The organism is Limnohabitans sp., from assembly GCF_034680285.1.
GTDB lineage: Bacteria > Pseudomonadota > Gammaproteobacteria > Burkholderiales > Burkholderiaceae_C > Limnohabitans_A.
In genome coordinates this window covers 160,293-182,606 of record NZ_JAXITC010000005.1, presented here as the reverse complement: position 1 = coordinate 182,606, position 22,314 = coordinate 160,293, and the positions used below count along the sequence as shown (strand labels likewise).

21 protein-coding genes are annotated in these 22,314 nt (G+C 59.8%); 12 read left to right on the top strand and 9 right to left on the bottom strand.

Translation table 11 applies throughout. The features are described 5' to 3' along the window. Positions 1-96: 96 nt before the first annotated feature. Genes SWE17_RS06440 through arfB form a run of 6 tightly spaced genes read left to right on the top strand, consistent with a single transcriptional unit; the run spans position 97 to position 5,006 of the window. Positions 97-1,572: an NADH-quinone oxidoreductase subunit M gene (locus tag SWE17_RS06440; protein ID WP_322992281.1), complete on the top strand. Its 1,476-nt coding sequence runs from the start codon at positions 97-99 to the stop codon at positions 1,570-1,572. A gap of 50 nt (positions 1,573-1,622) precedes the next feature. Continuing rightward, entirely contained in the window at positions 1,623-3,110 is a 1,488-nt protein-coding gene (gene nuoN / locus SWE17_RS06435) for an NADH-quinone oxidoreductase subunit NuoN (RefSeq protein WP_322992280.1), read from the top strand. Between the two features lie 10 nt (positions 3,111-3,120). Continuing rightward, on the top strand, positions 3,121-3,423 hold the full coding sequence (locus SWE17_RS06430; RefSeq protein WP_322992279.1) for a DUF2818 family protein: 303 nt from the start codon (positions 3,121-3,123) through the stop codon (positions 3,421-3,423). A 35-nt stretch (positions 3,424-3,458) separates the two neighbouring features. Next, a complete protein-coding gene (locus tag SWE17_RS06425) occupies positions 3,459-4,043 on the top strand; it encodes an NUDIX hydrolase (protein ID WP_322992278.1) in 585 nt (194 codons plus the stop codon). 12 nt (positions 4,044-4,055) lie between these two features. Beyond that, positions 4,056-4,586, top strand: coding sequence for a DUF1178 family protein (locus tag SWE17_RS06420; RefSeq protein WP_322992277.1), 531 nt, complete (start codon positions 4,056-4,058; stop codon positions 4,584-4,586). 18 nt (positions 4,587-4,604) lie between these two features. Further along, positions 4,605-5,006, top strand: coding sequence for an alternative ribosome rescue aminoacyl-tRNA hydrolase ArfB (gene arfB, locus SWE17_RS06415; protein ID WP_322992276.1), 402 nt, complete (start codon positions 4,605-4,607; stop codon positions 5,004-5,006). Between the two features lie 51 nt (positions 5,007-5,057). On the opposite strand, the gene SWE17_RS06410 is transcribed toward arfB, so the two are convergent. Beyond that, positions 5,058-6,326: a GDSL-type esterase/lipase family protein gene (locus tag SWE17_RS06410; RefSeq protein WP_322992275.1), complete on the bottom strand. Its 1,269-nt coding sequence runs from the start codon at positions 6,324-6,326 to the stop codon at positions 5,058-5,060. A gap of 190 nt (positions 6,327-6,516) precedes the next feature. Here SWE17_RS06410 and flgJ point away from each other — a divergent pair, with 190 nt between their 5' ends. After that, the gene (flgJ, locus tag SWE17_RS06405; protein ID WP_322992274.1) at positions 6,517-7,746 is read left to right on the top strand and encodes a flagellar assembly peptidoglycan hydrolase FlgJ; all 1,230 of its coding nucleotides are present in this window, start codon (positions 6,517-6,519) and stop codon (positions 7,744-7,746) included. Positions 7,747-7,761: 15 nt separating this feature from the next. Here flgJ and SWE17_RS06400 read toward each other — a convergent pair whose 3' ends face one another. The 5 genes from SWE17_RS06400 to mutL are packed head-to-tail and all read right to left on the bottom strand — an operon-like array spanning position 7,762 to position 15,391. Beyond that, positions 7,762-9,729: an acyltransferase family protein gene (locus tag SWE17_RS06400; RefSeq protein WP_322992273.1), complete on the bottom strand. Its 1,968-nt coding sequence runs from the start codon at positions 9,727-9,729 to the stop codon at positions 7,762-7,764. Beyond that, on the bottom strand, positions 9,726-11,234 hold the full coding sequence (locus SWE17_RS06395; RefSeq protein WP_322992272.1) for a GDSL-type esterase/lipase family protein: 1,509 nt from the start codon (positions 11,232-11,234) through the stop codon (positions 9,726-9,728). The genes SWE17_RS06400 and SWE17_RS06395 overlap by 4 nt, the downstream gene beginning before the upstream one ends. After that, the gene (miaA, locus tag SWE17_RS06390) at positions 11,231-12,190 is read right to left on the bottom strand and encodes a tRNA (adenosine(37)-N6)-dimethylallyltransferase MiaA (RefSeq protein ID WP_416234987.1); all 960 of its coding nucleotides are present in this window, start codon (positions 12,188-12,190) and stop codon (positions 11,231-11,233) included. Before miaA ends, SWE17_RS06395 begins: the two co-directional genes overlap by 4 nt. 4 nt (positions 12,191-12,194) lie before the next feature. Further along, positions 12,195-13,412, bottom strand: coding sequence for a Bcr/CflA family efflux MFS transporter (locus tag SWE17_RS06385; RefSeq protein WP_322992270.1), 1,218 nt, complete (start codon positions 13,410-13,412; stop codon positions 12,195-12,197). 8 nt (positions 13,413-13,420) lie between these two features. After that, positions 13,421-15,391 carry a DNA mismatch repair endonuclease MutL gene (gene mutL / locus SWE17_RS06380; protein WP_322992269.1) on the bottom strand — a complete coding sequence of 657 codons (1,971 nt, stop codon included), beginning with the start codon at positions 15,389-15,391 and terminating at the stop codon, positions 13,421-13,423. A gap of 38 nt (positions 15,392-15,429) precedes the next feature. Between mutL and SWE17_RS06375 the strand changes: the two genes are divergently transcribed. Continuing rightward, positions 15,430-16,068, top strand: coding sequence for a DedA family protein (locus tag SWE17_RS06375; protein ID WP_322992268.1), 639 nt, complete (start codon positions 15,430-15,432; stop codon positions 16,066-16,068). Here SWE17_RS06375 and SWE17_RS06370 read toward each other — a convergent pair. The 3 genes from SWE17_RS06370 to SWE17_RS06360 all read right to left on the bottom strand — a co-directional run bounded on the left by SWE17_RS06370 (position 16,065) and on the right by SWE17_RS06360 (position 19,005). After that, on the bottom strand, positions 16,065-16,997 hold the full coding sequence (locus SWE17_RS06370; protein WP_322992267.1) for a PfkB family carbohydrate kinase: 933 nt from the start codon (positions 16,995-16,997) through the stop codon (positions 16,065-16,067). The genes SWE17_RS06375 and SWE17_RS06370 overlap by 4 nt on opposite strands. A 21-nt stretch (positions 16,998-17,018) precedes the next feature. Further along, positions 17,019-17,963 (bottom strand): ABC transporter permease, encoded by a 945-nt coding sequence (locus SWE17_RS06365; protein WP_322992266.1) that lies wholly within the window; start codon positions 17,961-17,963, stop codon positions 17,019-17,021. 76 nt (positions 17,964-18,039) lie between these two features. Further along, positions 18,040-19,005 (bottom strand): sugar ABC transporter substrate-binding protein, encoded by a 966-nt coding sequence (locus SWE17_RS06360; RefSeq protein WP_322992265.1) that lies wholly within the window; start codon positions 19,003-19,005, stop codon positions 18,040-18,042. 162 nt (positions 19,006-19,167) lie between these two features. Here SWE17_RS06360 and SWE17_RS06355 point away from each other — a divergent pair, with 162 nt between their 5' ends. The 4 genes from SWE17_RS06355 to SWE17_RS06340 are packed head-to-tail and all read left to right on the top strand — an operon-like array spanning position 19,168 to position 22,311. Continuing rightward, positions 19,168-19,956 carry an ATP-binding cassette domain-containing protein gene (locus SWE17_RS06355; RefSeq protein ID WP_322992264.1) on the top strand — a complete coding sequence of 263 codons (789 nt, stop codon included), beginning with the start codon at positions 19,168-19,170 and terminating at the stop codon, positions 19,954-19,956. Then, the gene (locus SWE17_RS06350; RefSeq protein ID WP_322992263.1) at positions 19,950-20,390 is read left to right on the top strand and encodes an RbsD/FucU family protein; all 441 of its coding nucleotides are present in this window, start codon (positions 19,950-19,952) and stop codon (positions 20,388-20,390) included. The genes SWE17_RS06355 and SWE17_RS06350 overlap by 7 nt, the downstream gene beginning before the upstream one ends. Before the next feature lie 32 nt (positions 20,391-20,422). Beyond that, the gene (locus SWE17_RS06345) at positions 20,423-21,637 is read left to right on the top strand and encodes an ROK family transcriptional regulator (protein WP_322992262.1); all 1,215 of its coding nucleotides are present in this window, start codon (positions 20,423-20,425) and stop codon (positions 21,635-21,637) included. Beyond that, positions 21,634-22,311: a transaldolase family protein gene (locus SWE17_RS06340; RefSeq protein ID WP_322992261.1), complete on the top strand. Its 678-nt coding sequence runs from the start codon at positions 21,634-21,636 to the stop codon at positions 22,309-22,311. The genes SWE17_RS06345 and SWE17_RS06340 overlap by 4 nt, the downstream gene beginning before the upstream one ends. The last annotated feature ends 3 nt before the right edge of the window (positions 22,312-22,314 follow it).

Genomic DNA, 22,314 nt, shown 5'->3' with positions numbered 1-22,314 from the left:
TCCTGTACCACTATGCCCTGGTCATGATTTTGGGTGTGTTCGTGCTGATGACGTATTTCGTCTGGCTCGCTTAACGGTTTTGAGGACAAGATAAAAATGGGATTGTTAAGCCTTGCCATCTGGATGCCGATCGCTTTCGGCATCGTCTTGCTGGCCCTCGGTCGTGACAGCCAAGCCCGCGCCGTGCGCTGGTTGGCCTTGGTCGGATCGATCGCCAGTTTCCTGGTCACACTGCCGCTGTATTCGGGCTTTCAGCTCGGTTCCTCGGCGATGCAATTTGTCGAGAAGGCTTCGTGGATCGAGCGCTTCAATGTGCACTACCACTTGGGTGTGGACGGTATTTCGCTGTGGCTTGTGCTGCTCACCGCGTTCATCAACGTGATCGTGGTCATTGCAGGCTGGGAGGTCATCACCCGAAAAGTCAACCAGTACATGGCGGCTTTCCTGATCCTGTCGGGATTGATGATCGGCGTCTTCAGTGCACTCGACGGCATCTTGTTCTATGTCTTCTTTGAAGCCACCTTGATTCCGATGTACCTGATCATTGGCATTTGGGGCGGCCCGAACAAGATTTATGCAGCGTTCAAGTTTTTCTTGTACACCTTGCTCGGCTCCTTGTTGATGTTGATCGCGCTGATTTACTTGTATGTGGCCTCTGGCGGCAGTTTCGATATCCTGACCTGGCACAAATTGCCTTTGGCAGGTTCTGTGCAGACTTTGCTGTTCTTTGCCTTCTTTGCGGCGTTTGCCGTCAAGGTGCCGATGTGGCCGGTCCACACTTGGTTGCCTGACGTGCACGTGGAAGCCCCCACCGGTGGCTCGGCCGTTTTGGCCGCCATCATGCTCAAGCTGGGTGCTTACGGTTTCCTGCGATTCTCGATGCCCATCGCGCCCGATGCAGCACGCGAGTGGGGCATGTTGATCATTGTCTTGTCGCTGGTAGCTGTGGTCTATGTGGGATTGGTGGCCATGGTGCAGCAAGACATGAAAAAGCTGGTGGCTTATTCATCGGTCGCACACATGGGTTTTGTGACTTTGGGCTTTTTCATCTTCAATCCACTGGGCGTGTCCGGCGGCATTGTGCAGATGATCGCGCACGGCTTTGTGTCGGCGGCCATGTTCTTGTCGATTGGTGTGTTGTACGACCGCGTGCATTCGCGTGAAATCGCCAGCTACGGCGGCGTGGTCAACACCATGCCCAAGTTTGCGGCGTTTGCCCTTTTCTTTGCCATGGCCAACTGCGGCTTGCCAGGTACAGCCGGTTTTGTCGGTGAGTGGATGGTCATTCTGGGTGCCCTCAAGTTCAACTTCTGGGTGGGCATGCTGTCCGCCTCGGCTTTGATCTTTGGTGCGGCTTACACCCTGTGGATGTTCAAGCGCGTTTACCTCGGGCCTGTGGCCAACGATGACGTGAAAGCCTTGACCGACATCAATGGCCGTGAATTTTTGGTGATGGCCTTGTTGGCTGCTGCCGTGCTCTACATGGGCGTCTATCCCAAGCCATTCACCGATGTGATGGACAGCTCGGTGCTGGACCTGCTCAAACACGTGGCCCAGTCCAAACTGCCCTGAGCAGTGGATGGATCGCGCATTGCCAGATTTGAAGAATTGAAAGAACACCCATGATGGACAACTCCAGTTGGATGACGGTTTATCCGGAGATCGTGTTGCTGGTCATGGCCTGCGTCATCGCGCTGGTCGACCTCTTCGTGAAAAGCCCCAAGCGCACCGCCACCTACGCCCTGACCTTGTTGTCATTGGGCGGTGTGGCTGCGCTGCACGCGCTGTATGCAGACGCTGGGCACACCTTGTATGGCTTTGGCCGCTTGGTGGTGAGTGACCCCATGGGGCATTGGCTGCGCTGCTTTGCCACGATTGCCGTGATGGTCACCTTGGTCTACTCGCGTCCTTATGCATTTGATCGCGACATGTTGCGTGGCGGTGAGTTGTTCAGCCTGAGCATGTTCGCTTTGCTGGGCATGAGCTTCATGATTTCGGGCCAGAATTTCATTGTGATCTATCTGGGCTTGGAGCTGTTGACCTTGTCGAGCTACGCCTTGGTCGCACTTCGCCGTGACCACACCCAAGCCACCGAAGCGGCCATGAAGTACTTTGTGCTGGGTGCCATGGCCTCCGGCTTCTTGCTTTACGGCATGTCCATGATGTATGGCGCGACCGGCAGCTTGGAGTTGTCCGAAGTCTTGAAGGCGATTGCCACCGGCCAAGTCAACCACCAGGTTTTGGTGTTCGGCTTGGTGTTCATCGTGGCTGGCTTGGCATTCAAAATTGGCGCAGTGCCATTCCACATGTGGATTCCCGACGTTTACCAGGGCGCACCCACTGCAGCCACCTTGATGATTGGTGGTGCTCCCAAGTTGGCGGCTTTTGCCATCATGATCCGCTTGCTGGTAGAGGGCTTACTGCCCTTGGCGTTTGATTGGCAGCAAATGCTGTCGGTCTTAGCCATCGGCTCTCTCCTCATCGGTAACCTCGCAGCCATTGCCCAGACCAACCTCAAGCGCATGCTGGCCTATTCGACCATCGCGCAAATGGGTTTCGTCTTGCTGGGTTTTGTGGCAGGGGTCATCAATGGTCAAACCACGTTGGCTGCCAACGCTTACAGCTCGGCCATGTTCTACATGGTCTCGTATGTGTTGACCACCTTGGCGGCATTCGGGGTGATCATGCTGCTGGCGCGTCAGGGCTTTGAGAGTGAAGAAATCACCGACTTGGCTGGACTTAACCAACGCAGTCCCTTGTATGCGGGTGTGATGGCGATCTGCCTGTTCTCCATGGCAGGTATCCCACCCATGGTGGGTTTCTACGCCAAGCTGTCGGTTTTGCAGTCGCTCATGGTTTCGGGCCAAAGCTTCTACATTGGCCTGGCCATTTTTGCCGTGCTCATGTCCTTGATTGGTGCTTTCTATTACTTGCGCGTGGTCAAAGTCATGTACTTCGATGAACCCGTCACGGCCACCACTGTGTCTGCTGACACCGATGTGCGTGTGGTTCTGTCCATCAATGGTTTGTTGGTACTGGTTCTGGGCATCGTGCCGGGCGCTTTGATGGCGCTGTGCGCCAATTCTGTGGCCCGCATGTTGGCCATTTGATCTGACGGCCATGTCCACTTCTTCGCAAATTGTCATGTTGGTGTTGCTGGCCTTGCTGGCTGCCAATTTGCCTTTTGCCAACCAACGTATTTTGGTGTTCGGGCCTCAGCGCGAGGCCAAACCCCTCGTTTGGCGATTGGCCGAGTTGGTGCTGCTCTACTTTGTGGTGGGTGGGGTGGGTTTGGCCCTCGAGAACCATGGCGGCCAAATCGCACCGCAAGGGTGGGAGTTTTATGCGGTTACTGGCACCATGTTTGTGACCTTGGCATTCCCCGGTTTTGTTTACCGTTACCTCATGCACCGTCCACATTGAGCGGGTATCGGCCTTTCCAGCCTGAGACATTGCCCATGACCGATGCCCACCTGATCGAGCGCCAGGTCAGCCAAGAAGAGTTGCTGCGCGGCAACTTTTTGCATGCGTTTCGAGACACCGTGCGGCTGCCCAACCAAGCCTTGGCCACCCGTGAATACGTGGTGCATCCAGGTGCCGTCATGGTCATTCCCCTGTTGGAGACACCTGAGGGGCTGAAGCTGGTCATGGAACGGCAATACCGATACCCCGTGGGTCAGGTGATGATCGAATTTCCGGCGGGCAAGCTCGATGCAGGGGAAGACCCTTGGTTGTGTGCACAACGCGAACTGCAAGAAGAAACCGGCTACACCGCACGCCAGTGGGCCAGGGCTGGGGTCCTTCACCCAGTGATCGCTTATTCCACCGAGGTCATTGAAATCTGGTTTGCCAAAGACTTGAGTTTGGGCGCGCGTCAACTCGATGCCGAAGAGTTTTTGGACGTGTTCACAGCAACACCAGCGCAATTGATGGACTGGTGCAGGGATGGGCAGGTGACCGACGCCAAAACCCTCACGGGTGCCCTTTGGTTGCAAAACACTTTGTCTGGATCATGGCCCTTGCTTTGGCAAAGCCTGGACTGACCGGGCGACAAGATGAAAGTCCTGGATCTTCAATGTGCGCATGGCCACAGCTTTGAAGGCTGGTTTGGTTCGCAAGACGATTACGACAGCCAGCGCGCAAGGGGCTTGGTGTCCTGTCCCGTGTGCAATGACAGCGATATCACCAAAAAACTCTCTGCGCCTCGCTTGAACCTGGGCCACGGAATCGCTCCAGAGCCGGCAATCGCACCCCGCGATGCGGTGCCGGGAGGTGCCCAGTTGCCCGCTACAGTGCTTGCGCCTGATGCGAGTTCCCCGGTGCCCAATTCTGACCTCGCGTTGAACTCAGAGACTTTGAGCCAGATGCAAGCGGCCATGATGAAGATGGTCCGCCACGTCATGGCCAATACCGAAGATGTGGGGTCCCAGTTTGCCGAGGAGGCCCGCAAAATTCATTATGGTGAGCGAGAGGAACGTAATATTCGGGGTCAAGCCACCCGCGAAGAAACCGAAGCCCTCATGGACGAAGGCATCGACGTCATACCCCTTCCCGTGCCGGAAAACCTCAAAGGCCCACTGCAGTAAGTGCAGATGCAGCGCCTGATGAAACACGCACTGCACATTGACGATGCCGAAGTTGAACTCACTGCCATTCGGGCGCAAGGCCCGGGTGGTCAAAACGTCAACAAAGTCTCCAGCGCCATCCAGTTGCGCTTTGATGTGGCCAATTCAGGCCTGCCAGACGATGTCAAGCAGCGTTGGCTCCAATCCGGCGACAGCCGATTGACGCAAGAGGGCGAGTTCATTCTCAAGGCCCAGCGCCACCGTACGCAAGACGCCAACCGGGTGGACGCATGGGCCAGGCTATACGAAACGCTGGACCTTTACGCCAAGCCCCCCAAACCCCGAAAAGCCACCAAGCCAACGTATGGCTCGGTGAAAAGGCGGCTCGAGGGCAAAGCCATTCAGTCAAAGATCAAGGCGTCAAGGCAGGGTAGGGATTGAGTTTTCATTGGCGTTACGCATTGCCCAGCCCTGTGAAACACCGGCAGGTGGTCAGCGGGGTTTGATCGGCACCATGCTCACAAAGCTGCGGGCGCTTTGTGTGTAGCCCTCGGGCGTGAGGTGCAGCAGGTCCGCTTGCATCCAACCCTTGGCCAACCAGCGCTGTGCCGAACCCGGCCCCCCCATGGCTTTTTGCCAGTGCCAATGTGCGCAGCCCTGGGCGACGGCCAGGCGGTATTGGCTGTCGTTGATCAAGCGAACGGTGGTGGATGACTTTTGGGCGTCGGGAGGCCCCATCAAAACACAGCGGGCACGGGGGTAGGCGGCTTTGAGTCGGGTCAGGCTCGCGCTGATCTGTTGCTCATACAAGCTGACTTTGAAGTCCGGGTCCAGCGATTCGTTGGTGCCCGATTGCAGAATCACCACGTCATAGCCCTTGCTCAGCGGGTCTTCTCGGCGCAGGTGATCCTTGTTGACGATGCGCCACCCTTTGGCGGTAGCGCCGGGGATGCTGAACACATCCAGGATGACCTGGCTTTTGGCCTCGTACGCAGGCGCAATGCCATCGATGCGAATGGCTCCTGCCAAGACCCGCAATTGAAGTGTGGCAAAAGGCAAGTCAGCTTGCACGCGCAGTCGCGCAGGGCTGCCAGCGGGGAGCTGGACAACAGATTCGGCGCCACCGTCGACGGTGATCGCCAAGGTCAAGCCCTGTTCAGTGATGCCTTTGGCCAAGTGAATGTCGGCCCATTTCACGCGTGTTTGCGGGCTGGGGTGGCGAAAGTCCAGCCACAGGAAAGCCCCTGCTTGGGCGGTTTGGATGGCACTGAGTGACTTGGCATAGTTTTCAGGCCCCTCTTTGGTCGTGCGGTAAGCCAGGGCCAATTGCCAATCGTCGCTCAGGCAAACCCGCCGCAGGGGCTGGCGGACCCCCTTGAGGCCCCAAGTCGGTGCCATGAAGCTGGGGTGGGTTTGGGCCAAGGGCAGTCGCAGGGCCTCCAGCATGCTGTCGGCAAAGGTGCCTGAAGCCGTGTGGCTGTCGCCCCAAAGTCCCACTTTGAGGGCGTTGGGGTAGGCGTTGGCAGGCGGTGTGCTCACCCAGGTCAATGGCTGGCTGTCGCCTTGGACCAGCTCAGCGGCCTCGGTGGTGGGGCGGCTTGCCTGTTGCCGCACTTTGGGCAAAGGGCACTTAAGTTCCCCGGGATCGCCAAGACCGGCCACGCGCAGCACGGCCATGTCGGCAGCAGCCAGGGTGCTGGCTGAGCCGAAGGCTGCCACGATGATCAAGGCCAAAGTGAATGTTGAAAGGAATGCGTTCAAAAAGGGTCCATGCAAGCGCGGTGACCCATGGTTTTACCACTCAAAAGTGAAGAGAGAGCCGATGGATGACGCAAATGCGGGCAGGGGTGAGCCCGAAGTTGGGCCTAAAAATTGCTTGATTGTCTAAAACTGTGGAATAACCGTCAATTTTGAGAGTCTGTTCAACGCCATCACGATTGCTCCTGAAGCCATGACACTGCTTGCCAAGCCATTTGCCCCTGCGGCGTCCGATGCCTCGGACCGCCTGACGGGTGCGCCTGCGCGTTCAGCTCACTTGGCTTCACCCACGGGTGCGCTGCAAGGTGCAGCCTTTTCGCAGGCTTTGTCCAAGCTCAAACCCACAGAGGACGTGGTCACTGTCCGCCCGGGTGACACCTTAAGTGGCCTCATCCAAAAGCAGTTGAAAGACACCCATTCACCCCTGCAACTCTCGGGTGAACAGTTGTACCGGGTGGCTCTCAAGGTGGCCGCGGACAATGGCATTGCCAACGCAAACTTGATATACCCCAACCAACGCATTGACTTGTCGTCGGCGCAGCCTTTGGCCATGGCGGAGGTGCTGAATCCCGACAAGTCGGTCACGCCATTCGCCTCTGCCCAGCCACAAGCCTTGAACCCGGCGGGCCCAAGCCGTGGCGGCAATGCCCATGCCGTGGGGCAGCGCGCTTTCATGGCTCAACACGCGCAAGCGGCCCAACAGGCCCAAGCCAGCAGCGGCATTCCGGCCTCATTCATGGTGGCCCAAGCCGCTTTGGAGACGGGCTGGGGTCAGCGTGAAATCCGCTTTGAAGACGGCCGCACCTCGCACAACCTGTTTGGCATTCGTGCAGGGGGCAACTGGAAAGGGCCTGTGGCCGAGGTCTGGACCACCGAATTTGTCAACGGCAGCACGCAAAAGGTGCGCGGCCAGTTCCGTGCTTATGGCAGTTACGAAGAGTCGTTCAACGACTATGCCCGTCTGATCAGCCAAAATCCGCGGTATGTGCCCGCGATGCGGCAACTGGACAACCCGCAGGCCTTTGCCAGTGCCTTGCAAAAAGCCGGTTATGCCACCGCACCCAACTACGCCAGCGTGCTGGGCTCCATGATCGAAAAGACGCAGCGCCTGCAAGGGACTGCACCGCCAGCCATGGCAGTGCTGACTTTGCCGGCGACACCGCCACCCGAAGCGAGCATGCTCACCACGGCACAAATGCTCAGCATGCGGCAAGGGGGACAAAGCGCTTCAGAGACAGCCATGGGCATCATGAACAGTGCGCTCAACACCATGCCCGGTGGGCAGGGCATGACAGCGGTGGGACATCGGCAGTGGCGTCAGTCACCTTACGCAGAGCTGGGCCTGCCCAGCCAGTTATCCAGTCAGTTACCCGGCCAGTTACCCAACCCATTACCGATGAATTTGCCCGTCACCCGGCGCTGACTGTGAGTGTGGCGCTCAGTTGTCGGTTAGCGTTGGCTGATCCGGTTTGGCGAGCGGCGTGGTGGAAGGGGCCGGCTCCGAGGATGCCGCGGGGATGACGGTTTCAGAGGGCGTTGCTGCTGGACTTGATGTTGAACTTGGCGCAGGGGTCGGCATTGGCGAGGGCAGTGCAGGGCGTTTGACTTGTCGAAGTGAAGGGCCAGCCAGCAGCACCTCAGGTTGACCCAAAGCGATCCGGATCTGGTTGTAATAAGCATGAATGCCGCTGCCCGAGAGGTGAATGCCGTCTTGCACAAAATAGGCCGGGTTGCTTTGGCCAATGGCGTGCCAGTCCACCATGCGCACGTTGTCAAAGTTTTGGCTGACCCGCGCGATCAAATCGTTGTTGGGCCCGGTCCAGCGCCGAGCGCCATAGACATTGAGCACCACCACCGTTTTGCGGTCGGCCAGTTGTTCCAGCAAGGCCCGAAACTGTTTTTCGCCCAAATAGCCATTGGTGCCCAGGTGAATGACCATGGCATCGCCCAGCTGCGCCTCGCTTTTCAGGTTTTGCACCAGTTTCAGGCCGTCGCTGCCTTGGCGGCCTACTTTGGCTTCAACGCGGGCTGCAGGCAAACGGCGCAGCAAATAAGGGCTGGCACCCAGCAAGACCGAGTCGCCCACCAAAGTGACCTGTTGGTAAGCCGAGCCTGCCGGATTCGGCTTGGGTGAAGCCGCGGAAATAGAAGGCTGCGAGGGTGTGGGCAAACCCGTTCTGGGGTTGGGCACTGGGGTTGTGGCCTGCAAGGCTGGGAGGGAGGGCTCGGTCTGGGCACTGCTGCTCAGTGAGTGCATGAAACTCAAAACACCGACATTGACGCACACCAGCGCTCCGAGCCCGATCCAAGTGCGACGGCCCCATGCCTTGGGCGAGCCGGCGACCCATGGCTTCTCAACCCAGCGGTAGGAAGCTTCGGCACACAGCAGCGTCAATGCCAAGCGGGCCACATTGACACCAGTCAGCTCCAGCGCGTCGGCCTGCGGTGAGGGTTTCAGCCAAATCACCACCGGCCAATGCCACAGGTACAGAGAATAAGACCGGGCACCGAGCCACAGCATCGGGCGGGTGGAGAGCATCCAAGCCACCCAAGTGCCTTCGCGTGTGCTGGCCACAATCACCAGACTCGTGAGGAGGGCCGCCCCTAAAAATCCACCTTGATAGAGACCGGCCATGCCTTCGTGGGTTTCGGCCATGGCCCAGATCAGAGCGGCCAAGGCGGCTGTTCCGGCCAGGTTGAGGACTTCGTCGCTGGTGGCGGAAGTCAGGCGGAGTTTCCAAGGGTTCCACCAAGCGGCCAAGGCCGACCCGGTCAGCAAGCCCATCAAGTGCGTGTCGGTGCCCAGGTACACACGGCTGGGATCTCCGCCGTCGATCTGCGTGACATAAAGCCAAGCCATCCAAGCCGTGCTGGACACAGCAATACCCGCAGCCGCGAATCCCAAACCCGTTTTTCCCGCGGTGTTCAGCAGCCCAAGCGCCAGCACAGGCCAAAGCAGGTAGTACTGCTCTTCCACGGCCAATGACCAGAGGTGCTGCAGCAGCCGAGGTTGTTCGATGGCCTCGAAGTACGACTGTTGCGCCACAATTTGCCACCAGTTAGACAGGTAGAAAAATGCGGCGGGCAGGTCTTCAGCCAAGCGCGGCAGAGCTGCAGGCAGCACCATGGGCGTGATGGCCACCAGCCAAAGCAGCATGACCAAGGCCGCCGGAAACAGACGGCGGGCTCGGCGCAGGTAAAACGCTGCAAAGTCGATGCGACCTGCTCGCGCGTGTTCCTGCAACAAAAGCGCAGTGATGATGAAGCCCGACACGGTGAAGAAAATGTCCACCCCCAAAAACCCGGCAGGCAAAAAGTTGCCCAGATTCAGGTGGTAACCGATGACGGCCAGCACGGCCACGCCGCGCAAACCATCGAGACCGGGCAAACGGGCCAGTGCGCTCATGGTGAGGCCAAGCCAAAGTCGGCCATGAATCGGTTGGCCAATTCGCGGTATCCGGCCGGGGTGAAGTGGATCAGGTCAGGGGCCATCAGGGGCGGATTCTTGCGGGCCCAAGGGTAGGCACTTCCCACGCCACCCATGGCTTCTTGCATGCTCCAAGCCAGACAACCGTGTTGTGCTGCCAACTCGGTTTGGATTTGCCCAATTTGTGCATGGATGCGGCTGAATTTCAACAGTTGTGCTGCCGGTGCTGAAGGCACAGGCTTTGTCGGTTTGATATTTTTGGAGGCTTTGCCTTGGGCGTTGGCCCCTTTTTTTGGGGCGTTTTTGCTGGCTTTTTTGGTTTTGGGTTTGACCACCCGAACCCCTCGGTCTCCAGGGCTGATCAGCAGGCATTGAGTTTGTGGAAACACCTGGCGGAAATGGCCAAGGGCCTTGTTCAGCGTCTCCCGGTAAGTCGTTTCGTTGAAACGGGGATCGTTGCCTTCGTTCGTGCCGAAGGCGATCAGGGCCAAGTCATAGGGCTGGTCGGTGAACCATGAAGCCAGATAAGCCAAGTCGCTGCGCACCCACCCGGCCACGGTGGCCCCAGGGTAAGCGAACAAGTCGAGGTGGATGGCTGTGGGTGTGGGCGTTGGCGCCAACTTGAGACCTTGAAAGCGATAAGAGCCCTCGATCACGCGGATTTGCAAGATTGACAAAGGCGATGGGGTGGTGAGTTCCAGCGCATTCGGGCCGGCTTGGAGTGTCAGGCTCACCTCTGTTTCGGCTTCGCCGTCCACACGGATGCCCAGTCGCGTGCTGCCCGATGCGCCGCCATGGTGCAGGATTTGTAAGCGCGTCAGGCGGGCCGTGCCTTGGCCATCGCGCAAGTCCAAAGTCAAGGTGGCTCCAGGGCGTTTGGCGAGCAAGCTGGTCATCCCAGGGCCGGGGGCCGCAGCGGCATCGCCGTGGGCGTAGGCCATCTCGCGCGCCCATTCCCCTGTCAAGCAGGTCTTGCGCACCAAGGCCCGCACGCCTCCATGACCCACGCCCGCATGCACAAAACGGCTGCTCACATGGAGGGCACTGGGCCCTGCGGGCCCGGTGAGTTGGCGCAGCATTTGGTCGCTGAAAAAAGCAGCGGCCATGTGGCTGTCGCCCCAAATGGCCATGCGATAAGGGACCGTTTTGTCCTGGCGCAAAGCGCCTATGTGGGGTGAGGGTGCCGGACGCTTGCCCGCAGTGGCCTGTATGTCTTGCAGGGCTTGTTCGACGTCTTCCGCATCCGGGATTTCAGTCGGCTCAGCGGGCGCAGTGTCGGGGCGGCTCTGGGCCGGGCCTTTGAGTGGACAAACCAGCTCCACGGGGTGGGTCCCGTTGTTGGCGATGTGCAGAGACTGCACAGCGACTCCCGCAGCCGAGAAGGCCGAATGGGACGAGGCGCTAGGCTGGTGAGGGGGCAGCGACTGCCCTCCTGCTGCTTGGCAAAGACAGGCCCAGATCAGCGCGCCATAGATCTGTTTCATGGACGCAAATACCCCTGGGCCAAGGCCACCACGCAGGCGATCGGGTCTTGTGGCCCATCTGCAGCCACCACCTGTCTTTGCGGCATGCTGCGCAGCCAAGTGATTTGCCTTTTGGCCAATTGGCGGGTGGCAAAAATACCCAGCTCTCGCACCTGATGGTCGGGCCACCCCGCCTCCAAACCTTCCCAAGCTTGGCGGTAACCCACGCAGCGCATCGAGGGCAAATCCGGGTTCAGGTCACCGCGCTGGCGCAGGCGACGTACCTCGTCCATGAAGCCTGCAGCCATCATCTGGTCAAACCGCTGGGCGATGCGTCCGTGCAACCACGCCCTGTCGTGGGGCTCCAAGCTGATGATCGGGATGTGCCAGTCGGTGGTGTGGCTTTTGGCGCTTTGGTGAAAAGACGTCAAAGTCTGTCCCGTGGCCATCCAAACCTCTAAGGCGCGACCAATGCGTTGGCTGTCCCCGGGTGCCAAACGGGCAGCGGCGGTGGCGTCGACCTGAGCCAGCAGCGCGTGCATCGCAGGCCAGCCCAGTTCTTGAGCCTGCTGCTGAATTTGGGACCGGATGCCTGGGTTGGCCGATGGGATGTCGTTCAAACCTTCAAGCAAGGCCTTGAGGTATAGCATGGTGCCCCCCACCAACAAGGGCGTTTTGCCCCGGGCCTGTATGTCCGCGATCAGGGGGGTGGCCTCTCGGGCAAAGTCGGCCGCGCTGTAACTGTGCAGCGGGTCAAGGATGTCGATCAGGTGGTGCGGCACTCTGTCCAGTTCAAGGCGACTGGGTTTGGCGGTGCCAATGTCCATGCCCCGGTACACCAGCGCCGAGTCCATGCTGATGATTTCTGCGCCACCTCGGCCCTGCAGGCTTTCGGCCAAGGCCAATGCCGCTGCTGTTTTGCCACTGGCCGTGGGGCCGACCAGGGCGATGGCGTCAAGGGGGCGCTGTGTCATCACTTGATCAGGTGGGTTGAGCCAACACGACCGCAGGCTTGCCATGGCGCTGCACAGCCGTCCATGCCACCGCGGTGATGACAACCGCCCACAACAACAGCCCATGCGCGAGTGCAAAAACCGGTTGGTCCATGTGTGAACCCAACCAAGCACCCATGAAAAAAGCGCCCAACATCATCAAGAAACCATTCAGCGCTGAGGCCGTGCCTGCCCTGTGAGGGAAGGGCGCGACGGCGCCGCTTTGGCCGCAAGGCTGGTGCACGCCGTGGCCGATCATGAAGATGTACATGGGCACCATGACAGCCCAGGCGCCATACCAGTCTTGACCTTGTCCGGCATAGGCAAGGACCACCATGCTCACGCCGCCTGTGAGCGTCAAGACTGCAGCCATGCCCACAGTCCGGTGAACGCTGGTGCGGCGCAACAGCCATCGGCACCAAAAGGTGCCCACGATGTAAGACAGCGACATGCTGAGCATGAGAAAGCCATAGGCTGTTTTGCTGTAACCCATGAAGGTGACAAAGACAAAAGAAGAACTTGCCAAAAAGGTGAACAACCCCAGGTATGAGCCGGCAGACAAAGAGCACCAGGTGAGAAACACCGGGTTGCGCAGGATCTCGAGGTTGGCCCGCAGTAGAGGCCCAGCAATGAGCGCATACGGGTCGGGTCGGGCCAAGGTTTCTTCAAAACGCCAAGCCAGCAAGGCCCATGTGGCAGCGCCGAACACGGCCAATGCCAGCAGGGCGTAGCGCCAGCCCAGTGTGTCGGTCAACATGCCGCCCAGGGGGGCACAGGCGCAAGCGATGATGCCCAGCCCCGTGAGCGCTTGCGACATGACGTTGGCCCCTTGAACGGGCTGGAACAAGTCGCGCACCACGGCGCGTGCGGCCATGACGGCTGCACCCATGGCCATGCCTTGCACCGTGCGCCCTGCAATCAGCCAAGCCATGTCGGGCGCAAAAGCGCACGCGATGGATGACAAGGTGTAAGCCCCCATGCCCACCAACAAAATAGGACGGCGACCCCACCGATCTGACAGAGGGCCCCAAATGAGTTGTGACAAGCCAAATGCCAACAGCAAGGCTGTGAGTGTGAGCTGAGCCTGGCCCATGCCCGCACCAAAACCTTGGGTGATGGCGGGCAAGGCGGGCAAATACAGGTCGGTGGTGACAGGTTGCAGGCCGAGCAGCAGCGCGAGGATGAGGACGATCAGTTTTTGCGACATGCCCGTCATCACCGACCCCGCAGAAACAGCGCATCCAAGTCCCGCATCGTCATCTGCCGCCAAGTGGGGCGGCCATGGTTGCACTGGTCGGAGCGTTCGGTCTCTTCCATCTGGCGCAGCAGGGCGTTCATTTCGTCGAGCGTCAAGCGGCGGTTGGCTCGCACGGCACCGTGGCAAGCCATGGTGGCCAAGATTTCGTTTTGGGCGCGTTGCACCACGGTGCTGGCGTCGTGCTGGGCCAGCTCGGCCAGCACGCTGCGGGCGAGCTCTACGGCATCGCCTTGCGCGAGACTGGTGGGCACGGCGCGCACGGCCAGTGTCTTGGCCGACAGGGGCGAGATTTCCAGTCCCAGTTGCGCCAAGGCCTCGGCGCAGGCTTCGGCCGTGGCCACTTCGGTGGGTGTGGCGGCAAAGGTGGCCGGGATCAGCAGGGGTTGGCTGGCGATGCGCGGGCCTTCGCCATCGGCGGCGTTGAGCTGGTTTTTCAGGCGCTCATAGACGATGCGCTCGTGTGCGGCGTGCATGTCCACCACCACCAGGCCTTGTTTGTTCTCGGCTAGGATGTAGACACCGTGCAGCTGCGCCACGGCGCGGCCCAGCGGCCAGTCGCCTTCGGGCAGGGTTGCTGCAGTGGTCGCTGTGGTTGTGTGGGCGCTTGCCCCTGCTCGCGAATTGCCTTCGGCCGCAGGGGCGGCCTCCCACATTCCTGCTGCCTCTGCAGCGTGCGGTGAGGGCTGCCACAGCACCTTCAGATCGGCCATGGCCTGCTCGCCATCCACACGGGGGCGCAAAAAATCAGCGGGTTTGTAAGCCGGCGCAGTGAAGCTCGACGGGCTAGGGCGTTCAAACGCCATGCCGCCTTGCTGCCAAGTCGCCGACTCGGGCAAGGCTTTGGCGGTGGGGGCTTTCAGATCAAATTCGCTGGCGCTGCTGGCCACTTCTTCGCTCAGATTTTGTGAGCGGGGCGCAGCCAAAGCGTTTTCCAGCGCATGCCGCACCGCCTGGTGGACAGCGCGGCTGTCCCTGAACCGCACTTCGATCTTGGTGGGGTGCACATTCACGTCGACCAAGGTGGGGTCGATCTCCATGAACAGCGCGTAGGCGGGTTGCTTGTGGCCATGCAGCACGTCTTCGTAAGCGCTGCGGGCCCCGTGCATGACGACCTTGTCGCGCACAAAACGGCCATTCACATAAGCGAACTGGTGGTCCGGGCGAGATCGGGCAGCGTCTGGAAGGCCAGCGCGGCCGATCACTTTGAGCGGCCCAGCGTTGTATGCGACGGCGATGGACTGCGCCACGAACTCGTCGCCCAATACATCGGCCAGGCGCTGTTCCAGGCCCGCGGCACCGGGGTGCACGCGCCATTGCTCGACCAGCTTGCCCTCGTGCCAGATGGCAAAGCCCACATCGGGGCGAGCCAGCGCATGGCGGCGAACGGCCTCGATGCAGTGCGCCAGCTCGGTGCTGTCGCTTTTCAAAAACTTGCGGCGTGCGGGGGTCGAGAAAAACAGCTCTTTGACTTCCACGGTGGTGCCCACCGCGCGGGCGGCAGGGCGGATTTCGCCAGTGCGGCCGTCCAAGGCAAAGGCGGTGGCTTGGCCGTCCATGCGCGAGAGCAGGGTGAGCTCAGACACCGAGTTGATGGCCGCCAGTGCCTCACCCCGGAAACCCATGGTCATGACCGATTCAAGGTCATCGAGGTTGCCGATCTTGCTGGTGGCGTGGCGTTTGAGGGCGGTGGCCAGCTCGTCGGAGGCGATGCCGCCGCCGTCGTCTTCCACCGAGATCAGCCGGGTGCCACCCCCCATCAGACGCAGGGTGATGCTGCGTGCGCCTGCGTCCATGGCGTTGTCCACCAATTCGCGCACGACCGAAGCAGGCCGCTCGACCACCTCGCCTGCGGCGATTTGGCTGATCAGTTCATCGGGGAGTTCGCGAATGGGGCGGCGCGCGGTAGCCGGGGTTTGTTCAAAAGTCACTGCCTGATTTTAGGGCTTGGGCAGGGATAATCTGCCCCATGGACATCCTTTTGCAACTTGTTGATTTCATCCTCCACGTCGACCGTTATCTGGAGGCCTTTGTTTCCCAATATGGGGCCTGGGTCTATGCCCTGTTGTTTCTCATCATTTTTGTGGAAACCGGCGTCGTGGTCATGCCGTTTTTGCCGGGTGATTCGCTCTTGTTCATTGTTGGCGCCATGTGCGGCGCGGGTTTGATGAGCTTGCCGCTGGTGATGGGTTTGTTGTTGGTGGCAGCCATTTTGGGCGACCAGACCAATTACACGATCGGTCGCTACTTCGGCCCCCGGGTGTTCCAGTGGGAAGACTCGCGGTTTTTCAGCCGCAAAGGCTTTGACCAGGCCCACGCGTTTTACGAAAAATACGGCGGCATCACCATCATCTTGGCGCGATTCATGCCTTTCATCCGCACCTTTGTGCCCTTTGTGGCGGGTGTGGCCGAGATGACCCGCAGCAAATTCACCTTGTTCAATGTAGTGGGCGGCTTCATTTGGGTGGTGGGCCTGACCCTGGCCGGCTATCTGTTTGGCAATTTGCCCTTTGTGCAAACCCACTTGTCCAAAATCATTTGGGCCTTGATCATCGTGCCTGGCCTGATCGCCATGTTGGGGGCTTGGAAGGCTCGGCGGACGGTTTAGAACGCCAACACCTCAGCCAGTGTGGGTGGCTGGCAGCCTTGGCGGGTGCAATTGATGGCCGCGGCTTTCATGGACATGGCCAAAGTGTCGGCCACACGGTCGCTGGCCTTTGAAACGTTGGAGGACCAGTCGGCCAAGGTGTTACCCCAAAAGGTGTCGCCTGCACCCACAGTGTCGGCCAAGGTGACCGAAGGTACAGGCAGGCCATGGCTCTGGCCTTCCACATCCAGATAAGCGCCTTCACCGCCAAAGGTCAGGGCCACGCGGCTCAAGTTGGCCGGCGCGCACGCTACACGCAACTCACGCACTAAGCGGGGCGATTCTCCGATGGCCACGTTGGCAAATCCCATGGTTTCCAGGTCTTCGTCGCTGGCTTTGAGCCAGTCGGTCAGGCCGATCACCTCGCGCAAAGCCGACACATAGGGCGCCAATTCACCGGCCACTTGTGGGCGCAGATTGATGTCGACGCTGACCGTCCAGCCCAAGTCCCGCGCAGATTTGAGAATGGCCACCACTTTTTGGTGCTCGGGAGGGATGAGCAGCAAAGACCCCGTGTGAAATATTCCGGGTACGGGTTGTTGACGCAACAGGTCCACGATGCCATCCACCGTGTAGTCACGATCGGCAATGCCCTCGCGGTAAAAGCCATAGCTGGGTTGGCCTTCGTGCACTTGCACCACAGCCAAAGAGGTCGGGCGTGGGCTGGTGCCCCCGGGTAGGTCTACACCGTCTTGCTGCAGTTGTTTCACCAGGCCTTGTCCGAACAGGTCTTTGGACAAGGGGTTGAGGTAGGCCACCTGGGCGCCTCGCAGTGCAGCGGCACGGGCCAGGTTGAATGGGCTGCCGCCCATCAATGGGCGCAGCTGGCCATCAGGCTGAGCGATACAGTCCATCAAGGCTTCGCCCAGCACAAAAATAGGTGTACTCATGGAGTGATCCCGGCGCGTTGTTTATTTTTTGAGCAAATGCTTGCGGCGCACCACGTCGATCCAGACAGCCAAGATGACGACAGCACCGATGGCCATCATTTGTTTGAACTGGGAGACTTCCATCAGGTTCATGCCATTGCGGATCATGGTGATCAGCACCGCGCCCAGCAAACTGCCCCATATGCTGCCACGCCCCCCAAACAGGGAAGTGCCGCCCAAAATAACGGCAGCAATGGCGTCCAGCTCAAACATTTGCGCCATCTTGCCGCTCGATGAATCCATGCGGGCCATGAGCACGATGGCTGCGAGTGCGCAGCACAGGCCAGAGATCACATAGACACCCAGCTTGTACCAGCGGATGTTGATACCCACTTGGCGAGCACCCATTTCATTGGAGCCCATCGCATAGACGTAGCGGCCAATCTTGGTGCTCGACAGCACAAAGGCCATCACCACAAAAAAGATGCCGGTGATCAGTGTGGGCATGGGCACACCCAGCACATCGCCGTAGCCGATGAAGGGCAGGGGATCGGGCAAACCTGCATTGTCAAAACCGCCCGTCATGTCAAAGGCCAGCCCACGCCACAGCGTCAGGCCGCCCAGCGTGACGATGAAAGCGGGTATGCCGACAAAGGCCACCAAGTAGCCGTTGAAGACGCCCACTGCCGCGCCAATGGCCAGTGCCATCAGCATGGCCAGATAAGGGTCAATGCCCATTTTGATCATCATGTGGCCGGCCACGGCACCCGCCAAGGCTGTGAGAGCACCCACGGCCAGGTCGACGCCACCGGTCAAGATCACAAAAGTTTGACCACCCGCCAGCAAAGCGATGACCGAAGCCTGCACCAAGATGTTGGACAGGTTGCCTGCAGTCAAAAAGTAGGGCGAGGCAAAAGTCAGCAAAACGCCCAGCACAAGCACTGCTACCAAAGCGCCGTACCACTCTTGTCGGGTGATGGATTTCATAAGTTTCTCAATATTCCAAAAAACAAGCCCGGACCCTCAGGTCCGGGCAGGCCTTGACTTGACTTGGCCTTCAATATCACTTGGCCTTGACCTTCATGAACTGACCCACGCCGGAGTCGGCAGCGAACTTGTCCACGTTGGATGGCAGCACCAAGAATGAACCGGTATCGATACGGGCATCTACTTTTTTGCCTTGTGCGGCCGCGATGGCGGTTTCCACGCCCACTTGGCCGATCTTGGCCAGCATTTGTGCGGCGTTGGCTTGTTGCCAGCCTTGCTTCATCATGTCCAGACCACCTGGGGAGCCGTCAAAACCAGCGATTTTCACGTCGCCCGGCTTCTTGCCTGCAGCCATCAAGGCCGCTTTGGCACCCAAGGCGCCGCCGTCCCAAGCGCAAGCAATCACCTTGGCGTTGGGGTTGGCACGCAAGGCGGCTTCCACGCCGTTTTGGGCCATGGTTTGGTCCCAGGTGGTGGCCACTTCAACGATCTTGATGTTCTTACGCCCAGCGTTCAATGCATCCACGAAGCCTTTTTTGCGCTCTTGGCCAGTGGATTGACCCTGGTCGCCCGTCACATAGATCACGGTGTCGCCGTCTTTGATCTGTTCAGCCGCCCACTTGCCCTGAACGTTGGCCGCTTTGATGTTGTCGGTGGCCACATATGAAGTGATCTTGGCACCTGTGATGCCGGTGTCCACCGCAACCACGGAGATGCCAGCGGCCAAAGCTTTGTTGATGGCGGGTGCAATGCCGGCAGAGTCCACGGGGGCAATGGCAATCGCATTGACTTTGCGGGTGATCATGTCTTCAACGATGGCCAGTTGCCGAGACAACTCGCCCTTTTCAGCCGCCAATTCAATGAATTTGACGCCCTTGGCAGTGCCCGCTTTTTTGGCACCACCATTGATCAGCGTCCAGCCTTCGTTGGTGTTGCCGTTGGTGATGTAGGCGACTGTGACGTCTGCGGCCATGGCCGAGGTCAACAGGGTGGCTGCAGCTGCAGCGATGGCCAAGCGGCCGAATGTGCGTTTCGTGATCATGCTGTGTATCTCCGTTGTGGGTTGTACCGGGCAGAAAACCTTTTCTCTGACCGCGAACGGATTGGAAACGAAAAACCCGATTAAGTAAACCTAGTAGTTTTACTAATACGGATTTCAAGCAAATCATTCATGATCGGGACCATTCATTGTGAAAGTAGCGCCATGTCGACATCTGCACCCGTTCTTGAAATTCAGAAACTGACCAAACACTATGGCGGGGTCAAAGCCCTGACCGATGCCCAATTTCGCCTCATGCCCGGTGAGCATGCCGCCATCGTGGGCGACAACGGTGCGGGCAAAAGCACCTTTGTTCGCCTGATCACTGGGGCTGAGCAGCCCAATACAGGTGACATCCTGTTGGATGGCCAAAAGGTGAATTTCGAGTCGCCACTGGACGCCCGCGATCAGGGCATTGAAACTGTTTACCAGACGCTGGCGCTGGCCGAAGACCTGGATGTGCCCGCCAACATCTTTTTGGGCCGCGAAATCACGCGCCTGAACTTGGGGCCGCTGTCCATCCTCAACCACAAGGCCATGCGGGAAAAGTCGGCTGACATGTTGTCCACCACAGGCGTGAAGATTCAGGACATGTCCGAGAGCCTGCGCGGCATGTCGGGTGGTCAGCGCCAGTGCGTGGCCATTGCGCGCGCTGCAGGGTTTGCCAAAAAACTCATCATCCTCGACGAGCCCACTGCCGCCTTGGGCGTTCAGGAAACAGCCCGCGTGGAAGACATCATCAAAGGCCTCAAGCAACGCGGCGTTCCGTTGATCATCATCAGCCACAACCTGCGCCAGGTTTTTGACCTCGTGGACCGCATCTGGGTCTTTCGCCAGGGCCGAATCATCTGCAGTCGGCTCACCCGTGACACCAGTCCCGAAGAAATCGTGGGCCTGATCACCGGCGCCATCGACCCGGCCAGCCTGCGTTCTGAAGAGGCCGCCACATGCTGAAAGGGATTGACCCGCTGCTGACGCCCGAGTTGCTGATGCACCTGTGCGCCATGGGCCACGGTGAATGGGTGGCGGTGGTGGATGCCAATTTCACCGCAGACTTTTTGAGCCAAGGCAAACCGGTGGTGCGCATTCCCGGCCACAGCCTAGAGCGGGTCAGCCGTGCCGTGCTGTCGGTGTTTCCGTTGGCCACCGATGTGGCGCAGCCTGCCGCTTACATGCGGGTTTGCCACAGCGCAGACGGGCACCGAACGGCCGCCCAGCAGGCGGTGGTCGATCTGGTTGGCGCCGAAGGCTTCCAACCCGAACAAGTCGAGGCCGTGGAGCGCTACGCGTTTTACGAGAAAATCAAGGGGGCCAGCCTGATCGTGCAAAGCGGTGAGGGCACGGCTTTCGGCAACGCCTTGTTTTGCAAGGGCGTAATCCTGCTCTAACGCTTGAATTGAATCGTTCCACGCTTCTCACCATGAACAGTGCCTCCCCGACTTCTGCCATGCGTGGTTCCAACCATGTGGGGATGCGCCAGTTCAACGAACGCATTGTGCTGCAGGCCATCCGCCACCACGGGGCTATCCCGAAGGCCGATCTGGCCCGGCTGACCCAGTTGTCCACCCAAACGGTGGCCATCATCGTGGGCCGCTTGCTGGACGACGGCTTGCTCGTCAAACAGGACCGGGTGCGCGGCAAGATCGGGCAGCCCTCGGTGCCCCTGTCTCTCAACCCGCAAGGGGCTTTCAGCGTGGGCATTCAGGTAGGACGCCGCAATCTGGAGTTGCTGGTAGCCGATTTTTCGGGGCAACCTGTTGAACGTGTTGAAGTCCTCTACGACTACCCTGATCCAGACGTCTTGTTCGAGTCGATGGCGCTGGGTCTGCAAACCCTGAAAGAACGCATGGGCGAGCTATGGCACCGTACGGTGGGTGTGGGGCTGACAGCTCCTCTGTCCCTGCACAAATGGGCCGACCTGATGGGCGGGCAAGCTGCTCAAGCCTTGGCGCGTTGGGAGCACATTGACCTGACTGCCGAGGTGCAGCGCCTGACGGATTTGCCGGTGGTGTTTGCCAAAGACACCACGGCGGCGTGCGTGGCCGAACTGCTGCAAGGCCATGGCCGCAGTGTGCGCAGCTTTCTGTATGTGTTTGTCGGCACCTTCATCGGGGGCGGCTTGGTGCTGTCCGGTCACATCATGAACGGCGAGCGCGGCAATGCCGGTGCGATTGGCTCCTTGCCTGTGGGTTTGGCTTCAAGCGGTTCGGGCATGCCGCCTCAACTCTTGCAAAAGGCCTCGGGCTGGCAGCTCGAACAGGCTTTGTTGGCCGCAGGCCACAACCCTTTGCTGATTCACCAAGCCGGCATCATGGACAGGGCTTATGCCGACCTCACTGCACCATGGATCGCTCAGGCCAGCCAGGCCTTGGCCATGACCGTCGCGAGTTCCGCCGCCTTGCTTGATCTGGACGCCGTGGTGATGGACGGCTCTTTGGGTGCGCCGCTCATGACCGCTTTGATGGCGGCCACACAAGACGCGCTGACCCAATACCGGTTTGACGGCATGCACCAACCGCAGTTGTTGGCCGGGGAGGTGGGCGCCCACGCCCGTGCCTTGGGCGGGGCCTTGCTGCCCCTGCACAGCCAGTTTTTCCCGGACAAAGACATTTTTCTGAAGCAGGACGCTGCATGAAGTTCTACCTCGACTCGGCTGACGCCAGCCAATGGACCTTGCCAGCGGGCTGTCCTCCCGTGCAGGGTGTCACCACCAACCCCACCTTGTTCATGCAAGCTGGTTTGCCTGTCAGCCTGATGGGCTATTCACGTTTGGTGGCGCAAGCAGGTGAAGCACGCATTCCTGAGCTGATGCTGCAGTTGCCGCGCGCCGACGTGGGCGAAGCCGCGCAGTGGCTCGAAGTGCTGCTGCCTGCCGCCGTGCAGGCCCGTGTCCGCCTGACCATCAAGTTGCCCTGTCACCCCGACTGGCAGCCCGTGCTGCGCGAAGTTCAGGCCTGGGGTGTGCCCACCTTGCTCACAGGACTGTCCAATCCGATGCAATTGCTTTGGGCGCGTGCCCAAGGTGCCCATTTTGTAGCGCCTTATGTGGGCCGATTGCAGGCCGATGGCCGCGATGTGTGGTCGCTGATCGAGGCGTGTGTGGCCGTGCAGGCCGACGGTTTGCAGTTGTTGGCCGCCAGCATCAAGTCGGCGGATGTGTTGTCGCGCTTGATCGCCGTGGGTGCCCATGCCGTCACGGTGCGCCCAGATTTTGCTGCCAGCTTGGCCACCGATCCCTTGACCTTGGCCGCGATGGCGCAGTTTGACCAAGATGTGCAGACCAGCCAGCAGTCTGCTGTGTCCCTTTGAATC